A 17,148-nucleotide genomic window follows, 5' to 3' on the forward strand; every position below is an offset into this window, starting at 1 on the left:
CAACAAACTCCTTTAAAGATGTACGCTGAATTAAGAAAAAACACGTATATTGCCTATACCAAATTTTACCCCCTTCCATATTCTATAGTGTGATATGAATATACTCATGTGAAAGGAAGGATTGTAGTGAAGAAGCACAGACCAATTAAGGGTTCGCAAACACCAACGCCTACCCCTACTCCGCTGGATCCAAACGATTTAGCGCCAGAATGTATTAAGGTCGATAAAGTATATGACTGGGTCTTTTTCTCTAATCAGTATGAAAATAAAAACTTCATACCTGACGAACATTGCCGTAGAGAAGTAAGCGAAGCTTTAGCTGCAGGTAAGGATGTAGACGTTAAGTGTATTCCAGCTGACCCAGAGGACGTTGAATGCCGTGCGAAAATTCTTGAACACGGAAATCCAGGAAGAGTTTCGATCGTTTGGACTGTTCCCGTAAGAGTAAAAATATTTATTAAAAAGAAGAAAATTTGTTCCTTTACAGTACGTACCCAATTTGAAGATGAGGTTATGCTATGTGTTCCGGAAGGAATTAAAGATAAACACATTCACTGTAAGGCAACAGATGTACAATGCAATTCAAACCTTCCATTAATGGGACCAGATCCGTTTGGGCCGATGATTCCTGTAAGAGTACTGTTATGTAAAGACGTACAAGTAGAATTCCCAGTAAAACTTGAAGTGCTAGGGAAGTTCTGTTTCCCTCGTCCGAACGACATTCCAGTACCAAATGGAATGGAGTGTCCATTGGATGCATTCGAATTCCCGCCGCAGTGTGATTTCTTCCCAGTAGACAATTGTGAATGTCAAGCAACAGCACTAGCTAGAAATGAAGAAACATTTGCTACATTTGGTACCAATGGCACAGTTGTAATGGGAACATCAACATTAGAAGCTGAAATTTGTCAAGAATGTGCGCTTGCTGATAGCCGATTCTCCTACTCCTTCACTGATACAGACGAGGATGGAGACGGACCAACACCGACACCATCTCCTGACTTTAGCTTCACTTTTGAACCTACAACAATAGATGAGGTTGTATGTAATACAGATGCCGATTCCTTAAGCGTGTTTGGCGAAGGGGAACGTTCCTTCGATGGCACACCGGAGCATGTATTTTATGAGCTTCGAATCTTTAGTGACCCAGCTGGTTTCCAACTAATTTTGCGTAATACTGCTGGTATCGTAGTATTTGACAGCGGCATTGTAGATGCGTTAGTTAGATACGATGAATGCGACACTTTTGCTGACCTTTTAAATAACAATAATGACAATGGAAATGGCTAAATGTGAACGGGGGAGGAGTTTCTCCCCCTTTTAACATAAAAATTAGTTTATACATATATTTAAATATATGCATGTAAGGTGGGGGCAATATGTCAAACGAAAAAATTGTTCAGCGATACAATGAACAAAGGGTTGTTCTCCACACCATTATTAAATGTGAAAGACGTATAAAAGATCAAAACATTGAGCTGGAATATTTAAACAAAAAAATTAAAAAATTTAAAGATGAAAGATCCTGGATTAGGAGGGAATTAAAAGAAAAAAAGAAATACCTAGAGTCAATGCAAGACACAAAAATATATGGTGCTGGAGAAAAAGAACAATACGAGCTGCTGGCGATGAAACGTTTATTTAAAAATTTAATTGAATCTGTACATTCTCTGCAGCAGGACAATGAAGAAAAAGAAGAAGAATTAAAACAAAAAGAGAAAACAATAAATCAATATAAAGATAAACACTTGGTCTTACAGCAAAGAATAAGAAATTTGCAACAACAGATTTCAAGCTATGAAACAAGCAAAAGATCGCTCACAAATCAAGTGAACCACAAAAATGACATGATAAATCTTCAATTGGATACGAAGAAAAAAATGATGAAAGTGATTCAAGAAAAAAACAAATCGATAGAATACTTTAAAACGACAGAAGCAGAATGGGAAAAAAGAAATAATCAAAAAGAAGAAGAACTTAAAAAATATAAAAGAAAAACCATCCATTTAACTCATTTGATTTTCGATTGCGAAAATATAAGAAAACATACAATAAGTGACACTATAAATTTTTCTAAGATAGAAAACAAATTAATTCATACGTTGAACAATTTAGAAGAAAAAGTGCAAGATCTCCAATTTGAATTTGAAATGTTTAAAAAGAATAACAAAGGATGGTGGATGGAAGTGTGGAAAATTTGGGGCAGCGATAAAGAGCGGGAACGGGAGTACCAAGAAAAAGTAGAGAAAATAAGAGAAGGGATAGCAGAATTAAAAAGTGAATTTAATAATTATAGTAATATATTTAAAGAATTAAATGAAAATATTCAAACAAACCAAGAAAAGGATACTCATTTATCGACTCTGCTGAATGAATTGAAAGAAACCGTTAACAGTTATAAAGAAAAAGAGGAAGATTACTACAACAAGGAGAGTGATATGAAAGAAAAATATCAAATCCAAATGAAAGAAATGGATAAGAAGTATCATACTTTAGAGCAGCGTTATACTTCTCTTGAGAAGAAATTAGAACAATATAAAGATAAAGAAAAACAATATGAAGCAGAGATTGTTCAATTAAAAGAGAAGCTCCAGAAAGAGGAACAACAAGAGGCTGATAGAGAAAATGAACGATTACAGATAAAAGAAAATTATGAACAAAAATTGAAAAATCTTAATGATAAGGTTAAAAAGTATGAAAAGAACATGCAGGCACTAAAGAAAAGGCTAGAAGAAAAAGATAAAAATATAGAATCCTTGCGCCAGAGACAATCATTGTCTCAAAGCCAGGAGAAAAACAATGCAAGAAGTATGCAGCCTAACATGGAAGATTACTACAATATTCCTCTTCCATCACAGTCTCAAACGACTGTTTTTAATCCTTATAAATATATAAATGATAATAAAGGAGGGGAAGGAAAGAATGAAACCTAATCGAGTTCGTGAAATTTACAGACGCCATAAGGCCGCTTCGGTAGGAACACCTATTGGTAATAAAAAAGGTGCTAAACCCAAAAAACGTAAAGGCTGCGGCTGCGGAGGGAAATAATAATGGAAACAACTGTGTATTTATAAAAAGAACAGTGTGGGAGGGTATGATTAAGCACTGTAAAGAAGAACTGCCGTTGGAAGCATGCGGCCTATTATCAGGGAATAATAAAAGGTGTGAAACTCTCTGGAAAACGAAGAATATAAAACAAAGTAAACATTCATTTGAAATAAGTCAAAAGGAAATCGATAAAGTGTTTGGTTTAATAAAAGAAAAAGGTCAAAAATTGACTGGAATTTATCATTCACACCCTACTGCTGCCCCGTATCCTTCCAAGGAAGATATTCTTAGTGTTCTCTATCCCGAAGCTGCATATATAATTATTTCTTTTGAGTATAATCGACCAAGGATAAGGACCTTTCGAATAATCAATAAAAAAGTATTTCCAATAAATATTAAATTGTATGAATGAGGGATGAGCCTAGAATTATTTTACCCAAAGGTTAACAGCCTTTGGGTTACTAAAGTTCTTAATCTTAATAGTTACATAGAAACTTATTAATTATTACGTTCATTTATTATCTTTATCATCCCTCTTTTGTCCCCAATGGTGTTACAATACCTGTGCGCCAGCTTTGCATTCTTTGAATAATATGGATTATGTGAAGCAGATGATTTTGGATGCCATAAATGAAAGATGCTTGTTCTTAATCTTTTATATGGCCCACAAAGTGTATTAACCGAACAAGCAAAGGCATCATCTTCCCCACCCCAGCCGTAAAACCTTTCATCAAATCCTTTTACCATGTTAAAGCATTTCCTGGAAAGAACATTTACTCCACCGACAGGAAGTACCCCTCCAAAACGATTGATTTTTGTCTCCAATGCTGTCTGTATCGGCCAGGAAGGGGAAGTGTTTAGTAATTTTTGTGTACTTTGTTTTGAAATGTTTTTGACTCGAGTGTACGGAATAATCCAAGCATGTTTATTAAGAAGTTGTACAGAATGTAAGAGCAAATTCGGATCACATATAATGTCTGCATCTAAAATTATAAAAATATTACCAGTTGACTTATTTGCTGCACTATTCACCGCTAAAGCCTTTGAAAATGGTTTTGAATTACAAGTTCCTATGCAAATCTCTGAGTTTTTTAAATTATGCTTATAAAATTCTATAATCCATTTAAATGCTTTTTCTCTTGGTCCGTTATCCGTTTCAAAAGGGATTAATATTGAAATCAATTTGCTCACCTCATCTTAAATCCTCTGGTTTAGAACTTGGCGATTAGCCAAGTTTTTTATTTTAAGTTAGGAAAATTTAACCTTGTTAAAGGATCAAAGTAAAACTACAACTTCCGCAGTCCGCATTCGGCGACAAGCCGTGTTTTTCTAAGATTTATTAAGAAACTAAGCTTTTAGGTAATACGCACTGTCAACTAAAAAACAACAGAATATCTTATATATGTATAAAATTAAATTTTTTGTTTGAAAGGAGGCTATAGAATGGAAGGTAATTTTCAAAAAAGCGTAATCCCAATGAAAGTTGCTGTTATTGGTTTAGGATTTGTAGGGTTGCCGCTAGCCCTATTGCTACAGCAGAAAGGATTTTGTGTTACAGGTCTTGATTTAGATTATAAGAAAGTGCAAAAGTTAGCTCAGGGAAGGAGTACGCTTTCAGAAATTAATGATGAAAAAATTGTATCTGCTTTGACCTCAGGACGTTTTACAGTTACTTCGATTAGTAACTTTATTAAAGATCAAGATGTCATCATTGTATGTGTTCCTACCCCATTGAATAACAATAAAGAGCCCGATCTCAGTTATTTAAAAAAGGTTGGAGAATCTATAGCTCCTAAAATAAAAGAAAAACAATTAGTGGTATTAGAAAGTTCAGTTTACCCTGGTGTAACCAGAGAATTTTTTAAACCATTATTGGAACAAAGTGGGTTATGTGCTGGGAAAGATTTTTATTTGGCATACTCGCCTGAACGAATTGACCCGGGAAATAAACAAATTAAAGTTAATAGTATTCCTAAAATAGTTAGTGGGATATCCACAAAATGTTCAGAAGAAATTTGTAAGGTATATGGTCATGTATATGAAAAAGTTGTAGAAGTGTCTACTCCAGAAACAGCAGAATTAACAAAACTTTTGGAAAACAGTTATCGATTTATAAATATTTCATTTATTAATGAATTTGCGGATTTGTGTGAGCAGTTAAACATTAGCGTGTGGGAGGTTATTAAAGCAGCGAGTACAAAACCATATGGCTATCAGCCTTTTTATCCCGGTCCGGGAATTGGCGGGCATTGTATTCCGATAGATCCTTTGTATTTAAAATATAAAGCAAACCAAATAAAAGCTCCTTATCAATTCATTCAATTATCAGATGAAATTAACCAATCTCTTCCTGCTGTTATTACGAATAAATTAGCTAGTTTACTACCAAATGATTTATTAATAAATGAAGCTAACATATTAATATACGGAGTTACGTATAAAAAAGATGTGGAAGATGCTAGAGAAAGCCCTGCTGTAAAAATAATTCAATCTCTAGTAGCTCAAGGAGCAAAAATTCAATATCATGATCCTTATTTGAAAAAAATATCCATTAATGAAAATTTTATGTTAAAAAGTGTATCACTTACTAAAGAGACATTAGAAAAAGTTGATTGTGTTTTAATATTGACTGATCACTCTAATATTCCGGTTGAAATGATACTTGATTATGCACCGATAGTTTATGACACACGTAACGTGACAAGAGGACGTAAGGGAAAAGCAAAAGTTTATCGTTTGGGAGAAGGCTTTTCTTCATAGTAAAAGAAAAAATTTGCATGAAAGAGAGAGGTGGAAATGGGGCAATTAACAACGGAGCAGGTAATAAATCGAGTAAAAGTATCATTAGAACAAAAAACACCTTTAACATTGGTACGAATTGGAGATGGAGAAAATATTATCTTAGCACAAGATTCAGTATGGCCTTTAAATAGATTATATAAAGAGACATGGGTGAAACAAGCGCAAAAAGGTAAGAAGGGCGTTTCAATTCCAAATATTCAACTTAGGGATGAAATGGTAAAAGCTATAAAAAAGGCTGATATTGTCGGACTTTTACCAGAAAATGACCAAATCATTGATGCCCCTGATTACCTTAAACGTCCTTTAACGGAAGCGGTTTTTAAACACTTTAAAATCAATCCAGAAACTACGTGTGAAGCTACAGTCATGAGAGAGTGTATAAATAATCTAAAATTTTGGAACTTATTCAAAGGCAAAAAAGTGTTAGTGATTTATGAGCATGCAAAATTATGGACCTCTACACTTAGAAAAAAATACGGAGTAAATGTCACCATGGCAATACCTTTTACTCATTATAAACAGATGAGCTCCTGTCTTGACATTATTCAAAAGTCTGCACACAAATTCGATGTAGTTTTATTAGCTTGTGGAGTGAATTCGGTTGTCTTAGCACATGAAATTGTAAAACGCACTGGCAAAATAGCGATTGATTTTGGAAAGCCTGCAAAATTTATGTCGTCGGTTAATTGATATTAATCGCCGCTTTAGAAGGTGAGGAAATGGTAACCATAATAACATGTACAATTAGGGATTCCTCTCTACAAAATATCTTTCGAAATTTTTTACAGCAAGTCATCCCAAATAAAGAACTTATTATTATTTTAAATAAAGATGAGATGGACATCAGGATATGGAAACGAGAAGCTAAAAAATATAAAAATATCCGTGTATATCAAATCCCTCAAGATGTTACGTTAGGAAACTGCCTCAATTTCGGAGTTAAAAAAAGTCGTTATAGTTATATTGCGAAGTTTGATGATGATGACTATTATGCTCCGAATTATTTAAATACAATGTTACCGGCACTTAAACACAACAAAGCCTTGGTTGTAGGAAAAACAAGTATTTTTGTATATTATGAGCACCTAAATGTTCTGAGTATCCATCTTCCCCGCCAAGAAAAGCGTTATTGCAAGCATGTAGCAGGAGCAACTTTAGTTTTTAACAAGAAAGTTTTACAGAAGGTTAAATTTCCAGATCTGAATAAAGGATCAGATCAAAAATTCTTAAATCAATGTGTTGAAAAAGGTATTAAGATTTATTCTACTGACAGGTTTAATTTTACTTGTATTAGAAAAGCCGATAAAAATAATCACACATGGAAATTAAGTGACAAGGAGTTACTTCGTTATGGAAAAAAAGTGAATTATACGAAAAATTATAAATATTATGTAAATAAATAATTTTTGTAATTCATAAAAATAAAAAACTCTGACTGCGAAGATACAATCTAGAAAGAGGAGATAATATGGATTCTACTACTCATATTCCTGATAGCACCATTATCGGTAAATTTGTAGTAATTGAAGACGGAGTTCAATTGGGAGAAAATGTTTCAATCGGCCACCACTCTGTTATATTGAAGAACACAAAAATCGGAGATAACGTCAAAATTGGCTCGCATTGTGTTCTTGGTATCAAACCTGGTGGGAACAAGAATATGCGTAAATATAAAAATCGTGACAAGAATTTAGTTATCGATGAAAATGCACAAATAGGAACGCATGTTTCTGTTTATGCTAGCACAAATATAGCTAAAGATGTGTTCATAGCTGATCATGCCAGTATTAGAGAAAATGTAATGGTTGGGGAAGGTTCCATTATTGGGAGAGGTTCTATGGTGGAGGTAAATACAAAAATTGGTAGTAATTGTACTATTCAAACATTAGGATATATAACAGCAGAAACCGTCTTAGAAAATGATGTTTTTATTGGGCCTTGTGTTTCTATGTCTAACGATAAATATATGGGAACACAAAACGAAAGTTTAAAGGGACCTTATATTCAACAGGGTGCAAAAATTGGTAATAATACATCTATGTTACCCGGAGTTATTATCGGAAACAGTTCTGTAGTAGGAGCTGGTTCAGTGGTTACACATGATGTTCCTTCGAAAAAAACTGTGGTAGGGGTACCAGCAAGAATAATGAAAAAAAAGGAGAGCAACGATGATACCTCTAGTTGATTTAAAATCTGAATATGAAAAGTTAAGATCAAATATTCAAAAAGAAATAAATAAAGTCATTGAAGATTCTTCTTTTATTTTAGGTAGTAATGGTAAAGAAATAGAGTCCAAGATTTCTAGATACACTAATACTAAATATGGTATTGGCGTAGGAAGTGGAACTGATGCACTTCTGATTGCATTAGAGTCACTCAAAATAGGTAAAAACGATGAAGTCATTACTACACCCTTTACTTTTTTTGCCACAGCAGAAGTTATTACCAGAGTCGGAGCAACCCCGGTCTTCGTGGATATTGATCCGAAGACATATAATATAAACCCAGAATTGATAGAAAAAGCAATAACCAAAAAGACAAAAGCAATTATTGTTGTACACTTATTTGGTCAACCAGCGGATATGGATCCAATTATGAAAATTGCCGAAAAGCATAATTTGAAAGTGATTGAAGATGCATGCCAATCTATTGGAGCTGTATATAAAGGACGTAAAACTGGCTCTATCGGCGATGCAGGCTGCTATTCCTTTTTTCCTTCCAAAAATCTAGGTGCGTATGGAGATGGCGGAATAATTGTTACCGACAATGAAGAAATATGTCAGAATGCAAAGCTGCTTCGAAATCATGGAAGTACGAAAAAATATGAACACAAAATGATAGGTATCAATAGTCGATTAGATGAACTTCAAGCTGCTATTTTAAAAGTAAAATTTAATATGTTAGAAGAATGGAATATTAAGAGACGAGAAATAGCAAAAAAATATACGGAAGAACTTAACGGAATCGTAAATACTCCTTTTGTCGAAAAGGAAAGTTTACATGTCTTTCATCAATACTGTATACAAACAAAGTGCCGTGACCAATTATCATCATTCCTGAAAAAGAAGAATATTGCAACAGCAGTATATTATCCTATTCCTCTCCATTTACAACCAGTGTACAAATATTTGCAATACAAACAAAATCAATTTCCTTTTGCAGAAAAAGTGTCAAAGAATATTTTAGCTCTTCCTATTTTTCCTATGATGACTGAAGAACAACAAAAATACATTGTTTCTTCAATTAAAGAGTTTTTAGGTGATAATTATGAAGGCGATTAAAATAGGAGTGGCTGGAGTTGGAACAATGGGGATGAACCATTGTAAAACTCTACAAACAATGGGAAACGGTATTGATTTTGTTGGTGTATATGATAAACACCTTCGACTTAGTAAGAAAGTGGGGAGTAGGTTTAATGTGAAATCTTTTTCTTCTTATGAAGAATTATTAAAAAATGTAGATGCAGTTATTATAGCCACCTCTACTACTCACCATTTCCCACTAATAAAACAGGCAATCAAGAAAAATAAGCATATATTGGTAGAAAAACCCTTCGTAATCTCTCTAGAAGAATCAAAAGCTATTAAATCCTTATTAAAAAATAAAGAATTAATTTTTCAAGTTGGACATATTGAAAGGTTTAATCCGGCTGTTCAACATCTTTTTAAAGTAGCTGAAAAAAATAAAATGGTATCAATTGAAGCAAGGCGGTCGGGGCAAGTACAAAGAAACGTTGATATTGACGTTATTCTTAATTTAATGATTCATGACATCGATGTTATTTTGGCTTTAGCTGCTAGTCCAATCAAAACAATTACAGCAGAAGGAGTTTCATTAGTAAATAAAGGACAATTGGATGTGGTGTATGCTGTTTTATCGTTTGAAAATGGAATAATTGCTAATATAACTGCAAACAGATTCTCTAAAGAAAAGAAACGTTTGTTGACAATTACTGAAAAAGAAAGAGTGTTAAAAACGAATTGTTTAACAAGAAATTTGTATATATATAAAGATGTGAAATCTGGTGTAGAAGAAGTGCCGTATAACAAAGAGAGTGTGATTGAAAAAGTGTGGGTGCCGCGGAACGAACCGCTTCATTCTGAGATAAATCATTTTGTTGAGTCGATACAACAACACTGCCCACCGATTATAGGGTTGAAAGAGGCTGCTCTTGCTTTAGAGGTTGCTTTGAAAATTAGAGAATCAGCCTTAAATGACTAAACCTTAACTCTAATTATTGGGTCCGTATACTGTCGAGTTAAAAGTAATGGAATACACTAAAAATGATAAGTAATAGAAGAATATAAGTTAAATTTCTAAGGTAATTTGAGACTTCCAAAGTTACGATAACGGTGCAAGTCGACTAATGCATTGTTAAAAACGATTAAAGGAGAAATTAATGTAATATGAAAAATAAAATTATTATCTTTAATATTTTGTTTAATAATTTAAGAAAGAAACATGTTCCTCCAAGACCACATCCAAAAATTGTGCTCACAAAAGAATGGATCCATAATAGAATGAAGATTTTTATGAACAACACTAGAAAAAGTTTGGAAAATCAAACGAATCAAGAATTTATTGCTTTAGTAAGATATGAAGATTCCACGGAAGATATTATTCAAACAGCATTAGACGAATATGAAAAACTTCCCAAAAATATTATTTTCATAAAAGAAAGTAAAGTAGATTCTTATATACATTCTATTATAAAAAATTATTATTATTTGTATTTAGTCAGGCTAGATTCAGATGATATGTACCATAAGGCTATTGTTAATCGATTGCACAAGTATTCTCCTAAATCAGATACTAAAGTATTAATTAATCAAAACGGTTTTATTTATAATACAACGAATAATATTATGGCGGCTTATAGAAAAGAGTCTCCTCCTTTTTTTACTTTAGTATACAACACTTCAGAATATTTAGAGGGGGTTAGGCATCCTATAACGAAGCATAAGGAAGCAATTAAATTACCACACGAGGTATTAAAGGGAAGAAATTTTATTGTTACTGTTCATTCAAGCAATACCTCGAGCAGATTTAAAACGAGTAATGATCTCAAATTGAGTTCAAAGGATACTAAAAGAATATTAAGAGATTTTAAGGTTGAGTAATTTGGAGGAGGTGATCATTGATGCCTAGAAAATTAAAAATATTATTTTTAGTTAAACAGTTTGGTGAAAGGCTGGCTAAACACAAAGCTAAGTTTGACTTTATAAAAGCAATAGAAAAGCAAGCAGAAGTGTATTACTGGGATAAAGATGGGAATATCCTAGATATCCTACAACAAATTAACTTTAATCCAGATTTCATTTATCATTATGATATCGCCTGGAATTATGCATTTGCCCCTAAAATTGCCGGGTTAGGATCTGTGAATATACCAAAGGGGTGTTTTATTTATGACGCTCACTATAACAAGAGTATCAGAACAGATTATATTAATCAAAATAAAATAGACTTAATATTTTCTGCAACAAAGTACGCTTTTCTAAGAACATTTCCAGAATATAAACGCAAGTTTAGATGGCTGCCATGGTCAATTAATCCTGACATTATTAAAGATTGGAATGTAAAAAAAGATATTGATTATCTGCTTATGGGAAAAGTATATCATGATACTTTAAATAGAACGGGTACTCCTAAAGGGCGTTACCCATTTAGAGATGCAGTTTTAAGTAAAATGGCTGCTGAAAAGGGGTTTATATACCACCCCCATCCGGGTAATAAAGTAGCACCATCAAAGAATTTATTAGTTGATAAAAATTATGCTAAAGAGCTTAATCGTTCTAAAATGTTCTTTACTTGTGGATCCGTAAGAAATTACGGCGTTTTAAAATTTTTTGAAGCCCCTGGTTGTAGAACCTTACTTTTAGCAGAGCCAAATAAAGATATATTAGAATTAGGCTTTAAGCATGGAGTTAACTTTATAGCATGTAATAATTCAGATTTCTATAAGAAAGCTAAATATTATTTAAAAAATGAAAAAGAAAGAAATCGCATTACTAATAATGGATACATGTTCATCCAAAGATATCATACAAATGAAGTTAGAGCGAAAGAATTTATCAATCATATCACAAAGTTTATAAAAACAAATAAACAATAAATAAAGTACAGGTATATATTAAAAATATGCCTGTATTTTATAGTGTGAAAGTTCTGATTAAATTTATAATTGGTTTATTATAAGTTATTATAGACTGAAACTAATTGTCTAGCTATTCTTTCAGGTAAGTGATATTTTTCAGCGTATTTACGACTTTTTATACCAGTCTCATAACGGAGTTTGGGATTTATCAAAAGTTTAGATAAAACTGACTCAATTGTATGAGGATTAGCAGAAATAATTGGCAAGTCTGTTGGATATTTAGATTTGAGGTCATCTCTTATATAAGTGATGACTGGTTTTCCAAAAAGCATATTTTCGATGGAAACAGTTCCATAGGAGCCCAATCGGAGCTGATCTACTATAATATCGGCTTTTTTGTAATTATTTAATGCTTCTTCATTCGTCATTCCTTCAATTAGGACAAAATCAAACTTTATTGACTTTTTAAGATTTTCGACGGCTTGTAAAATGAACTCTGTTCCTTTTACACCACGATGGGTTGGGGCATGTACGACGATTGGTCTTTTGTTATGAATATTAGGATAAGCAGGGCTGATTAAATTTTGGTTAACAGAAGCTTTCACCAAGTAAATTTTTCTGAAGTATCCATTAATGTATTCCAATAATTCATGATCTGCTACAATGGCTGAATCCACAAACTTTGAAACCGTATGAAGTCTTGACAAGATTAATTTTTCATTTGTTTGTTTCACTATCGCAAACGGATTATTTTTTTTTGCTACAGATAAACGCCTTATTTGTGTTCCCCAATAGTTCATCACCATTTTTTTTCCCATGGAGCGTAGTAAAGGCAAATCAGAATAAGAATATCCTGTAAAAGTTTGACCAAAATGGAAATGAAAAATATCATATTTAGATGCACAATTTTGGGCAAACTTTAACATTACTTTTTCTCTGTTGGCTTTTGGAATATTTCTTATTGGTGAAGGGATATCGGTTGGATATTTATATGCTGATTCATAATAATCACAAAAAGAAGCGTTTGCCCCAATTAGTTTAAGAGCATTTGCTTGTGTACTCATTTGTCCAGCTGCATTATATGGAAGGTGTAATATTTTACCAATCTTATTAGGGTTTATTCGCCCCATGGCAGGTTTAGGTTCCACCACAACACTTCTTATTTTAGCCATAAAAAAACCTCGCTTTTCAAAAAATCTATTCTCCTCCGCAACATATGCTAACACATATGTTTATATACGCTTTTTTTTGAAAGAAAGTTAATATGTGGTGTTTTTGCGAGAATTAACAGGCTAAACCCTTACCTACACAATTATTCCTTTTAAAACGTAGTATAAAAGAGTATTGATGAAAAAACGCATAGCAAATGTACCAAGTGCTCACAATGTATTTATATTATATTTATTAGCTAATGAAAACAAGATAAATTAAAGGGTGGTAGGGTTGGAAGAAATATTAAAACAATTAAAAAATGAAACAATTTTTATTACTGGTGGAGCCGGTTTTATTGGATCGACGTTAGCTGGACGGTTATTACCAAATAACAAAGTGATTATCTATGATAATTTAAAAAGAAATTCAATTAAAGATAAATCATTTGCCAAACATAAAAATTTGAAATTAATAAACGGAGATATTTTAGATTTAAAATATTTAAAAGAAAGTATAAAAGGATCGACTAATATAATACATTGTGCTGGAATAACAGGGGTTGACACGGTAATTAAGAGTCCAGTTTCAACAATGCAAGTCAATATTGTTGGCTCTTCAAATGTATTAGAAGCTGCCTCAAGCCTGAACCATTGTAAGCGAGTTATTTGTTTCAGTACTAGTGAAGTGTTTGGAAAGGTTGCATTTCAATCTGAAGAATCCAGCTCAGCAGTTTTAGGAGCTGTAGGTGAAGCGCGTTGGACATATGCAGTTAGTAAGTTATCTGTTGAGCACCTGGCATATGCTTACTTTAAAGAAAAAGGTTTGCCAACTGTTACAGTAAGGCCATTCAATGTATACGGTCCCGGACAGATTGGTGAAGGAGCATTACGTACTTTTATCATAAGGGCGTTAAATAATCAGGATCTTCTTATTCATGGAGATGGTACTCAAATAAGAGCATGGTGTTACGTTGATGATATGATTGAAGCTGTAATTCGTTGTATGGTGTCATCTAAAGCAATTGGAGAATCATTTAATATAGGCAATGCGAGAACTATTACAACTATATATGGGATGGCAAATATAGTAACAAGGGTCTTAAATTCAAACTCAAAAATAGTGCATATTCCAAAAACATCAGCTGATATAGAGCTTAGAATTCCAAAAATTGAAAAAGCTGATAAGCTTATTGGTTTTAAAGCAAAAATTGATTTAGAGGAAGGCATTAAGAGAACTGCTGAGTTCTTCCGGGGGGAAAACTTATGATTCAATTGTCCAAACCCATTGTTACCGATGAAGAAATAGAGATGGTTAATAAGGTATTACGGAGCGGAATGTTTGTTCAAAGTGAACACGTTCAACTTTTTGAAAAATCACTAGGAGAATTTATGGGTGTTAATAAAGTGCTTGCAGTATCAAGCGGTACAGCTGCATTACATTTAAGTTTGCAGGCATTAGGTATTAAGGAAGGAAATGCAGTTTTTCTCCCAGCTTTTACGTTTCCTGCAACAGCTAATGTTGTTGAATTACAAAGAGCAAGACCAATCCTAGTTGATGTGGAGGAGGAAACCTATAATATAGACCCAAAAAAGCTGGAAAAATCTATATTAGATTGGAAAGGGCCTGAAACGCCCAAGGCAATTATAATTGTACATCAATTTGGTGCACCATGTAATATGACAAAAATATCTTCTATAGCTAAAAAATATGGATTATTTCTGATTGAAGATGCTGCCTGCGCTTTAGGGACGAAATGGCAAGGAAAACACGCCGGAACTTTTGGTGATGTTGGTTGTTTTTCGTGGCATCCTAGAAAGTCTATTACCACGGGTGAAGGCGGAGCAGTGGTAGTAAAAGATGATAATCTAAATAAACAATTATTATTATTAAAAAACCATGGCTTGGATAAATCATCTGAAGGAAATGTAAATTTAATATTACCCGGGTTCAATTATAGATTAACAGAATTTCAAGCTGCCTTAGGAAATGAGCAATTAAAAAAATTTAATTATTGGATAGAAAAAAGAAAAACCTTAGTTGAATATTATAACGAGTTTTTTAAAAATGTTTCTAATATACAATTGCCCAAAAAAATTTCTGGGCACGCCTGGCAGACATTCATGATTGTAATAAAACGTCAAACGTCCCAAAGTAAACTTATTGCTGAAATGAGAAAGAAGAATGTAGAAATTAATATTGGGTCTCATGCTTTACACATGTTAGATTTTTATGAAAAAAAATATAAATATAATATAAATGATTTTCCAGTATCAAAACAGTTATACCGGCAAGGAATTGCTTTACCATTATATCCTGGTTTAGAAAAAAAAGATATTCATTATATTTGCTCCTCATTTAAAGAAATCTTAAATCGATCCTGAAGTTAAAGTAATATCTTCATTTATTTTTTTTGCGGGGAGAGATGAGTGTATGAAAAAGATAATTATCTTCGGTACTGGTGGAAATTGTATAGATATCTTAGATTCTATACAAGATATTAATAAAGAAAAACTAACCTATGAATGCGTAGGATTTTTAGATGATAATAAAGCTGTTTGGGGTAAGAGCCTTTATGGAGTAGAAGTCTTGGGTCCGCTATGCAAAGCTGAAGAATTTAAAAACACTTGTTATTTTGTCAACGGAATCGGAAGCGTAAGCAATTATTTTAAAAAAGAAAAGATTATTGCTAAATCAAAAGTTCCGTTAAGTCGTTTTGAAACTATTATTCATCCATCAGCTAATGTTTCTAACATGGCTTCTATTGGAAAAGGGACTGTAATATTACAGTCAGCCACCATAGCAGCAAATGCTTCTATAAGTAACCATGTCATAATTTTACCTAATTCAGTCGTTAGTCATGATAGTATTATTAATGACTTTTCTTGTATAACTGGAGGCGTTTGCATTTCTGGTGGGGTTGTAATAGGGGAATCTTGTTATTTGGGGACTAATAGTTCAATAATGAACAACGTAAAAATAGGTAGAAATTCATTAATTGGCATGGGTAGTGTAGTACTTGAGAATGTGAAAGAAAACAGCATTATGGTAGGTGATCCAGCAAGAATTTTAAGAAAATTAAATAATAAAAATGAATAATTACAGATACTAAATTAAGACTTAGGAAATTAAAAAGAGATATTGAATTTATTAAAATACCAAGAGTCATCGTGCTTTCTTTTTCTGAAATAAGCATTTCTTTGATTTAATATACCTGTTTTTATCACCATTTTTTCAATTTGTAATGAGTCACTATTTTTAATGAGTTTTTTACACTTTTTTATGCGGAATTGATTAAAGTGAGAATAAGCCATTCTCATTAAATTATAGTATATATGTTCATTGCTTAATTGATAGGGGTGGGATTTTCTAAATACATGTAACACTTTCACATTGGAAAGTACGCTGCATTTATAACCAAACAACCAAAGCTTTATAGACAGCTCTATATCTTCATATCCCCAAGTTTTAAATCCAGTTTCAAAACCTCCTACCTCATTAAAGGTAGAGGTTGAAATAATAAAGCATCCGCCTGGTATTACAGCCGTTTCTGTTAAATTTAAATGCTTTTTATTCCATTTTATTACAAGGTTTGATTTAAGGGTCTGTCCGTATCCGATAGATGATGGATTGTGTACATCTGCAATACCGGGACATATCACATCGGTTTTACCGGATTTTAAGGGTTCCAGTAACTTGTCGATCCATAAATTAGTAAAAAACAAATGAGCATCACAAAATGCCAGGTATTTTCCTCGTGCGTGTTTTGCTCCCAAATTTCGGGCGTTTGCCGCGCCGATTCCCTCTGTTCTTATAAGTTTAATTTTTTTACGTTTTGAATAGACCTTAATAAAATCACAGCATCCATCAATGGAGCCATCATCCACTACTATAACTTCATAATTGTAATTTGAATGGACAGAAAAGAGTGAATCAAGAGTATTTTTGACATTTTTTCCTTCATTTTTTACTGGAAAAATAATAGAGATTTCAGGTGAGAGTGTGCTCATTAAAGTACGCTCCTTTTTAGATATTCCTACACATCATATGTA

General features: G+C 32.9%; 18 protein-coding genes. 15 read left to right on the top strand and 3 right to left on the bottom strand.

From position 1 onward, the window contains the following. The first annotated feature begins 126 nt into the window (after positions 1–126). The 4 genes from ACE1TI_RS09110 (at position 127) to ACE1TI_RS09125 (ending at position 3,460) form a co-directional block, all read left to right on the top strand. Positions 127–1,290 (top strand): BMQ_0737 family morphogenetic spore coat protein, encoded by a 1,164-nt coding sequence (locus ACE1TI_RS09110; RefSeq protein WP_375007266.1) that lies wholly within the window; start codon positions 127–129, stop codon positions 1,288–1,290. 89 nt (positions 1,291–1,379) lie between these two features. After that, complete coding sequence (locus ACE1TI_RS09115) at positions 1,380–2,933, top strand: hypothetical protein (RefSeq protein ID WP_375007267.1); 1,554 nt, start codon at positions 1,380–1,382, stop codon at positions 2,931–2,933. Continuing rightward, on the top strand, positions 2,923–3,048 hold the full coding sequence (locus ACE1TI_RS09120) for a hypothetical protein (RefSeq protein WP_375007268.1): 126 nt from the start codon (positions 2,923–2,925) through the stop codon (positions 3,046–3,048). Before ACE1TI_RS09115 ends, ACE1TI_RS09120 begins: the two co-directional genes overlap by 11 nt. 46 nt (positions 3,049–3,094) lie before the next feature. Next, on the top strand, positions 3,095–3,460 hold the full coding sequence (locus ACE1TI_RS09125; protein WP_375007269.1) for a M67 family metallopeptidase: 366 nt from the start codon (positions 3,095–3,097) through the stop codon (positions 3,458–3,460). A gap of 86 nt (positions 3,461–3,546) precedes the next feature. On the opposite strand, the gene ACE1TI_RS09130 is transcribed toward ACE1TI_RS09125, so the two are convergent. Continuing rightward, a complete protein-coding gene (locus tag ACE1TI_RS09130) occupies positions 3,547–4,239 on the bottom strand; it encodes a galactosyltransferase-related protein (protein ID WP_375007270.1) in 693 nt (230 codons plus the stop codon). A gap of 252 nt (positions 4,240–4,491) precedes the next feature. Here ACE1TI_RS09130 and ACE1TI_RS09135 point away from each other — a divergent pair, with 252 nt between their 5' ends. From ACE1TI_RS09135 to ACE1TI_RS09170, 8 genes are all read left to right on the top strand, one after another. Next, positions 4,492–5,808 (top strand): nucleotide sugar dehydrogenase, encoded by a 1,317-nt coding sequence (locus tag ACE1TI_RS09135; protein WP_375007271.1) that lies wholly within the window; start codon positions 4,492–4,494, stop codon positions 5,806–5,808. A 36-nt stretch (positions 5,809–5,844) separates the two neighbouring features. Beyond that, complete coding sequence (locus ACE1TI_RS09140) at positions 5,845–6,540, top strand: GT-D fold domain-containing glycosyltransferase (protein ID WP_375007272.1); 696 nt, start codon at positions 5,845–5,847, stop codon at positions 6,538–6,540. 29 nt (positions 6,541–6,569) lie between these two features. Continuing rightward, positions 6,570–7,253, top strand: coding sequence for a glycosyltransferase family 2 protein (locus tag ACE1TI_RS09145; RefSeq protein ID WP_375007273.1), 684 nt, complete (start codon positions 6,570–6,572; stop codon positions 7,251–7,253). A gap of 65 nt (positions 7,254–7,318) precedes the next feature. Continuing rightward, positions 7,319–8,035 carry an N-acetyltransferase gene (locus ACE1TI_RS09150; protein ID WP_375007274.1) on the top strand — a complete coding sequence of 239 codons (717 nt, stop codon included), beginning with the start codon at positions 7,319–7,321 and terminating at the stop codon, positions 8,033–8,035. Further along, complete coding sequence (locus tag ACE1TI_RS09155; protein WP_375007275.1) at positions 8,019–9,131, top strand: DegT/DnrJ/EryC1/StrS family aminotransferase; 1,113 nt, start codon at positions 8,019–8,021, stop codon at positions 9,129–9,131. The genes ACE1TI_RS09150 and ACE1TI_RS09155 overlap by 17 nt, the downstream gene beginning before the upstream one ends. After that, positions 9,118–10,071, top strand: a complete 954-nt coding sequence (locus ACE1TI_RS09160) for a Gfo/Idh/MocA family oxidoreductase (protein WP_375007276.1) — start codon at positions 9,118–9,120, stop codon at positions 10,069–10,071. Before ACE1TI_RS09155 ends, ACE1TI_RS09160 begins: the two co-directional genes overlap by 14 nt. A 185-nt stretch (positions 10,072–10,256) precedes the next feature. Next, positions 10,257–10,970, top strand: coding sequence for a hypothetical protein (locus ACE1TI_RS09165; protein ID WP_375007277.1), 714 nt, complete (start codon positions 10,257–10,259; stop codon positions 10,968–10,970). 20 nt (positions 10,971–10,990) lie between these two features. Then, positions 10,991–11,965, top strand: a complete 975-nt coding sequence (locus tag ACE1TI_RS09170) for a glycosyltransferase (RefSeq protein WP_375007278.1) — start codon at positions 10,991–10,993, stop codon at positions 11,963–11,965. 77 nt (positions 11,966–12,042) lie between these two features. Here the strand turns inward: ACE1TI_RS09170 and ACE1TI_RS09175 are convergent, their stop codons facing one another. Then, entirely contained in the window at positions 12,043–13,119 is a 1,077-nt protein-coding gene (locus ACE1TI_RS09175) for a glycosyltransferase family protein (protein WP_375007279.1), read from the bottom strand. Between the two features lie 271 nt (positions 13,120–13,390). Here ACE1TI_RS09175 and ACE1TI_RS09180 point away from each other — a divergent pair, with 271 nt between their 5' ends. From ACE1TI_RS09180 to ACE1TI_RS09190, 3 genes are read left to right on the top strand one after another with little or no spacing between them, the layout of a single operon-like run. Continuing rightward, positions 13,391–14,365, top strand: a complete 975-nt coding sequence (locus ACE1TI_RS09180; protein WP_375007280.1) for an NAD-dependent epimerase/dehydratase family protein — start codon at positions 13,391–13,393, stop codon at positions 14,363–14,365. Further along, the gene (locus ACE1TI_RS09185) at positions 14,362–15,480 is read left to right on the top strand and encodes a DegT/DnrJ/EryC1/StrS family aminotransferase (RefSeq protein ID WP_375007281.1); all 1,119 of its coding nucleotides are present in this window, start codon (positions 14,362–14,364) and stop codon (positions 15,478–15,480) included. The genes ACE1TI_RS09180 and ACE1TI_RS09185 overlap by 4 nt, the downstream gene beginning before the upstream one ends. Positions 15,481–15,529: 49 nt before the next feature. Further along, complete coding sequence (locus tag ACE1TI_RS09190) at positions 15,530–16,195, top strand: acetyltransferase (protein WP_375007282.1); 666 nt, start codon at positions 15,530–15,532, stop codon at positions 16,193–16,195. A gap of 29 nt (positions 16,196–16,224) precedes the next feature. Here ACE1TI_RS09190 and ACE1TI_RS09195 read toward each other — a convergent pair whose 3' ends face one another. Further along, entirely contained in the window at positions 16,225–17,106 is an 882-nt protein-coding gene (locus tag ACE1TI_RS09195; protein WP_375007283.1) for a glycosyltransferase family 2 protein, read from the bottom strand. Between the last annotated feature and the right edge of the window lie 42 nt (positions 17,107–17,148).

The sequence above is a fragment of the Alteribacillus sp. JSM 102045 genome, assembly GCF_041949975.1.
Taxonomy (GTDB): domain Bacteria; phylum Bacillota; class Bacilli; order Bacillales; family Marinococcaceae; genus Alteribacillus.

Coding starts and splice junctions, on each gene's coding strand:
- ACE1TI_RS09145 (WP_375007273.1), top strand. CDS start 6,570: ATGGTAACCATAATAACATGTACAATTAGGGATTCCTCTCTACAAAAT.
- ACE1TI_RS09150 (WP_375007274.1), top strand. CDS start 7,319: ATGGATTCTACTACTCATATTCCTGATAGCACCATTATCGGTAAATTT.
- ACE1TI_RS09115 (WP_375007267.1), top strand. CDS start 1,380: ATGTCAAACGAAAAAATTGTTCAGCGATACAATGAACAAAGGGTTGTT.
- ACE1TI_RS09170 (WP_375007278.1), top strand. CDS start 10,991: ATGCCTAGAAAATTAAAAATATTATTTTTAGTTAAACAGTTTGGTGAA.
- ACE1TI_RS09185 (WP_375007281.1), top strand. CDS start 14,362: ATGATTCAATTGTCCAAACCCATTGTTACCGATGAAGAAATAGAGATG.
- ACE1TI_RS09135 (WP_375007271.1), top strand. CDS start 4,492: ATGGAAGGTAATTTTCAAAAAAGCGTAATCCCAATGAAAGTTGCTGTT.
- ACE1TI_RS09160 (WP_375007276.1), top strand. CDS start 9,118: ATGAAGGCGATTAAAATAGGAGTGGCTGGAGTTGGAACAATGGGGATG.
- ACE1TI_RS09190 (WP_375007282.1), top strand. CDS start 15,530: ATGAAAAAGATAATTATCTTCGGTACTGGTGGAAATTGTATAGATATC.
- ACE1TI_RS09175 (WP_375007279.1), bottom strand. CDS start 13,119: ATGGCTAAAATAAGAAGTGTTGTGGTGGAACCTAAACCTGCCATGGGG.
- ACE1TI_RS09165 (WP_375007277.1), top strand. CDS start 10,257: ATGAAAAATAAAATTATTATCTTTAATATTTTGTTTAATAATTTAAGA.
- ACE1TI_RS09140 (WP_375007272.1), top strand. CDS start 5,845: ATGGGGCAATTAACAACGGAGCAGGTAATAAATCGAGTAAAAGTATCA.
- ACE1TI_RS09125 (WP_375007269.1), top strand. CDS start 3,095: ATGATTAAGCACTGTAAAGAAGAACTGCCGTTGGAAGCATGCGGCCTA.
- ACE1TI_RS09120 (WP_375007268.1), top strand. CDS start 2,923: ATGAAACCTAATCGAGTTCGTGAAATTTACAGACGCCATAAGGCCGCT.
- ACE1TI_RS09195 (WP_375007283.1), bottom strand. CDS start 17,106: ATGAGCACACTCTCACCTGAAATCTCTATTATTTTTCCAGTAAAAAAT.
- ACE1TI_RS09155 (WP_375007275.1), top strand. CDS start 8,019: ATGATACCTCTAGTTGATTTAAAATCTGAATATGAAAAGTTAAGATCA.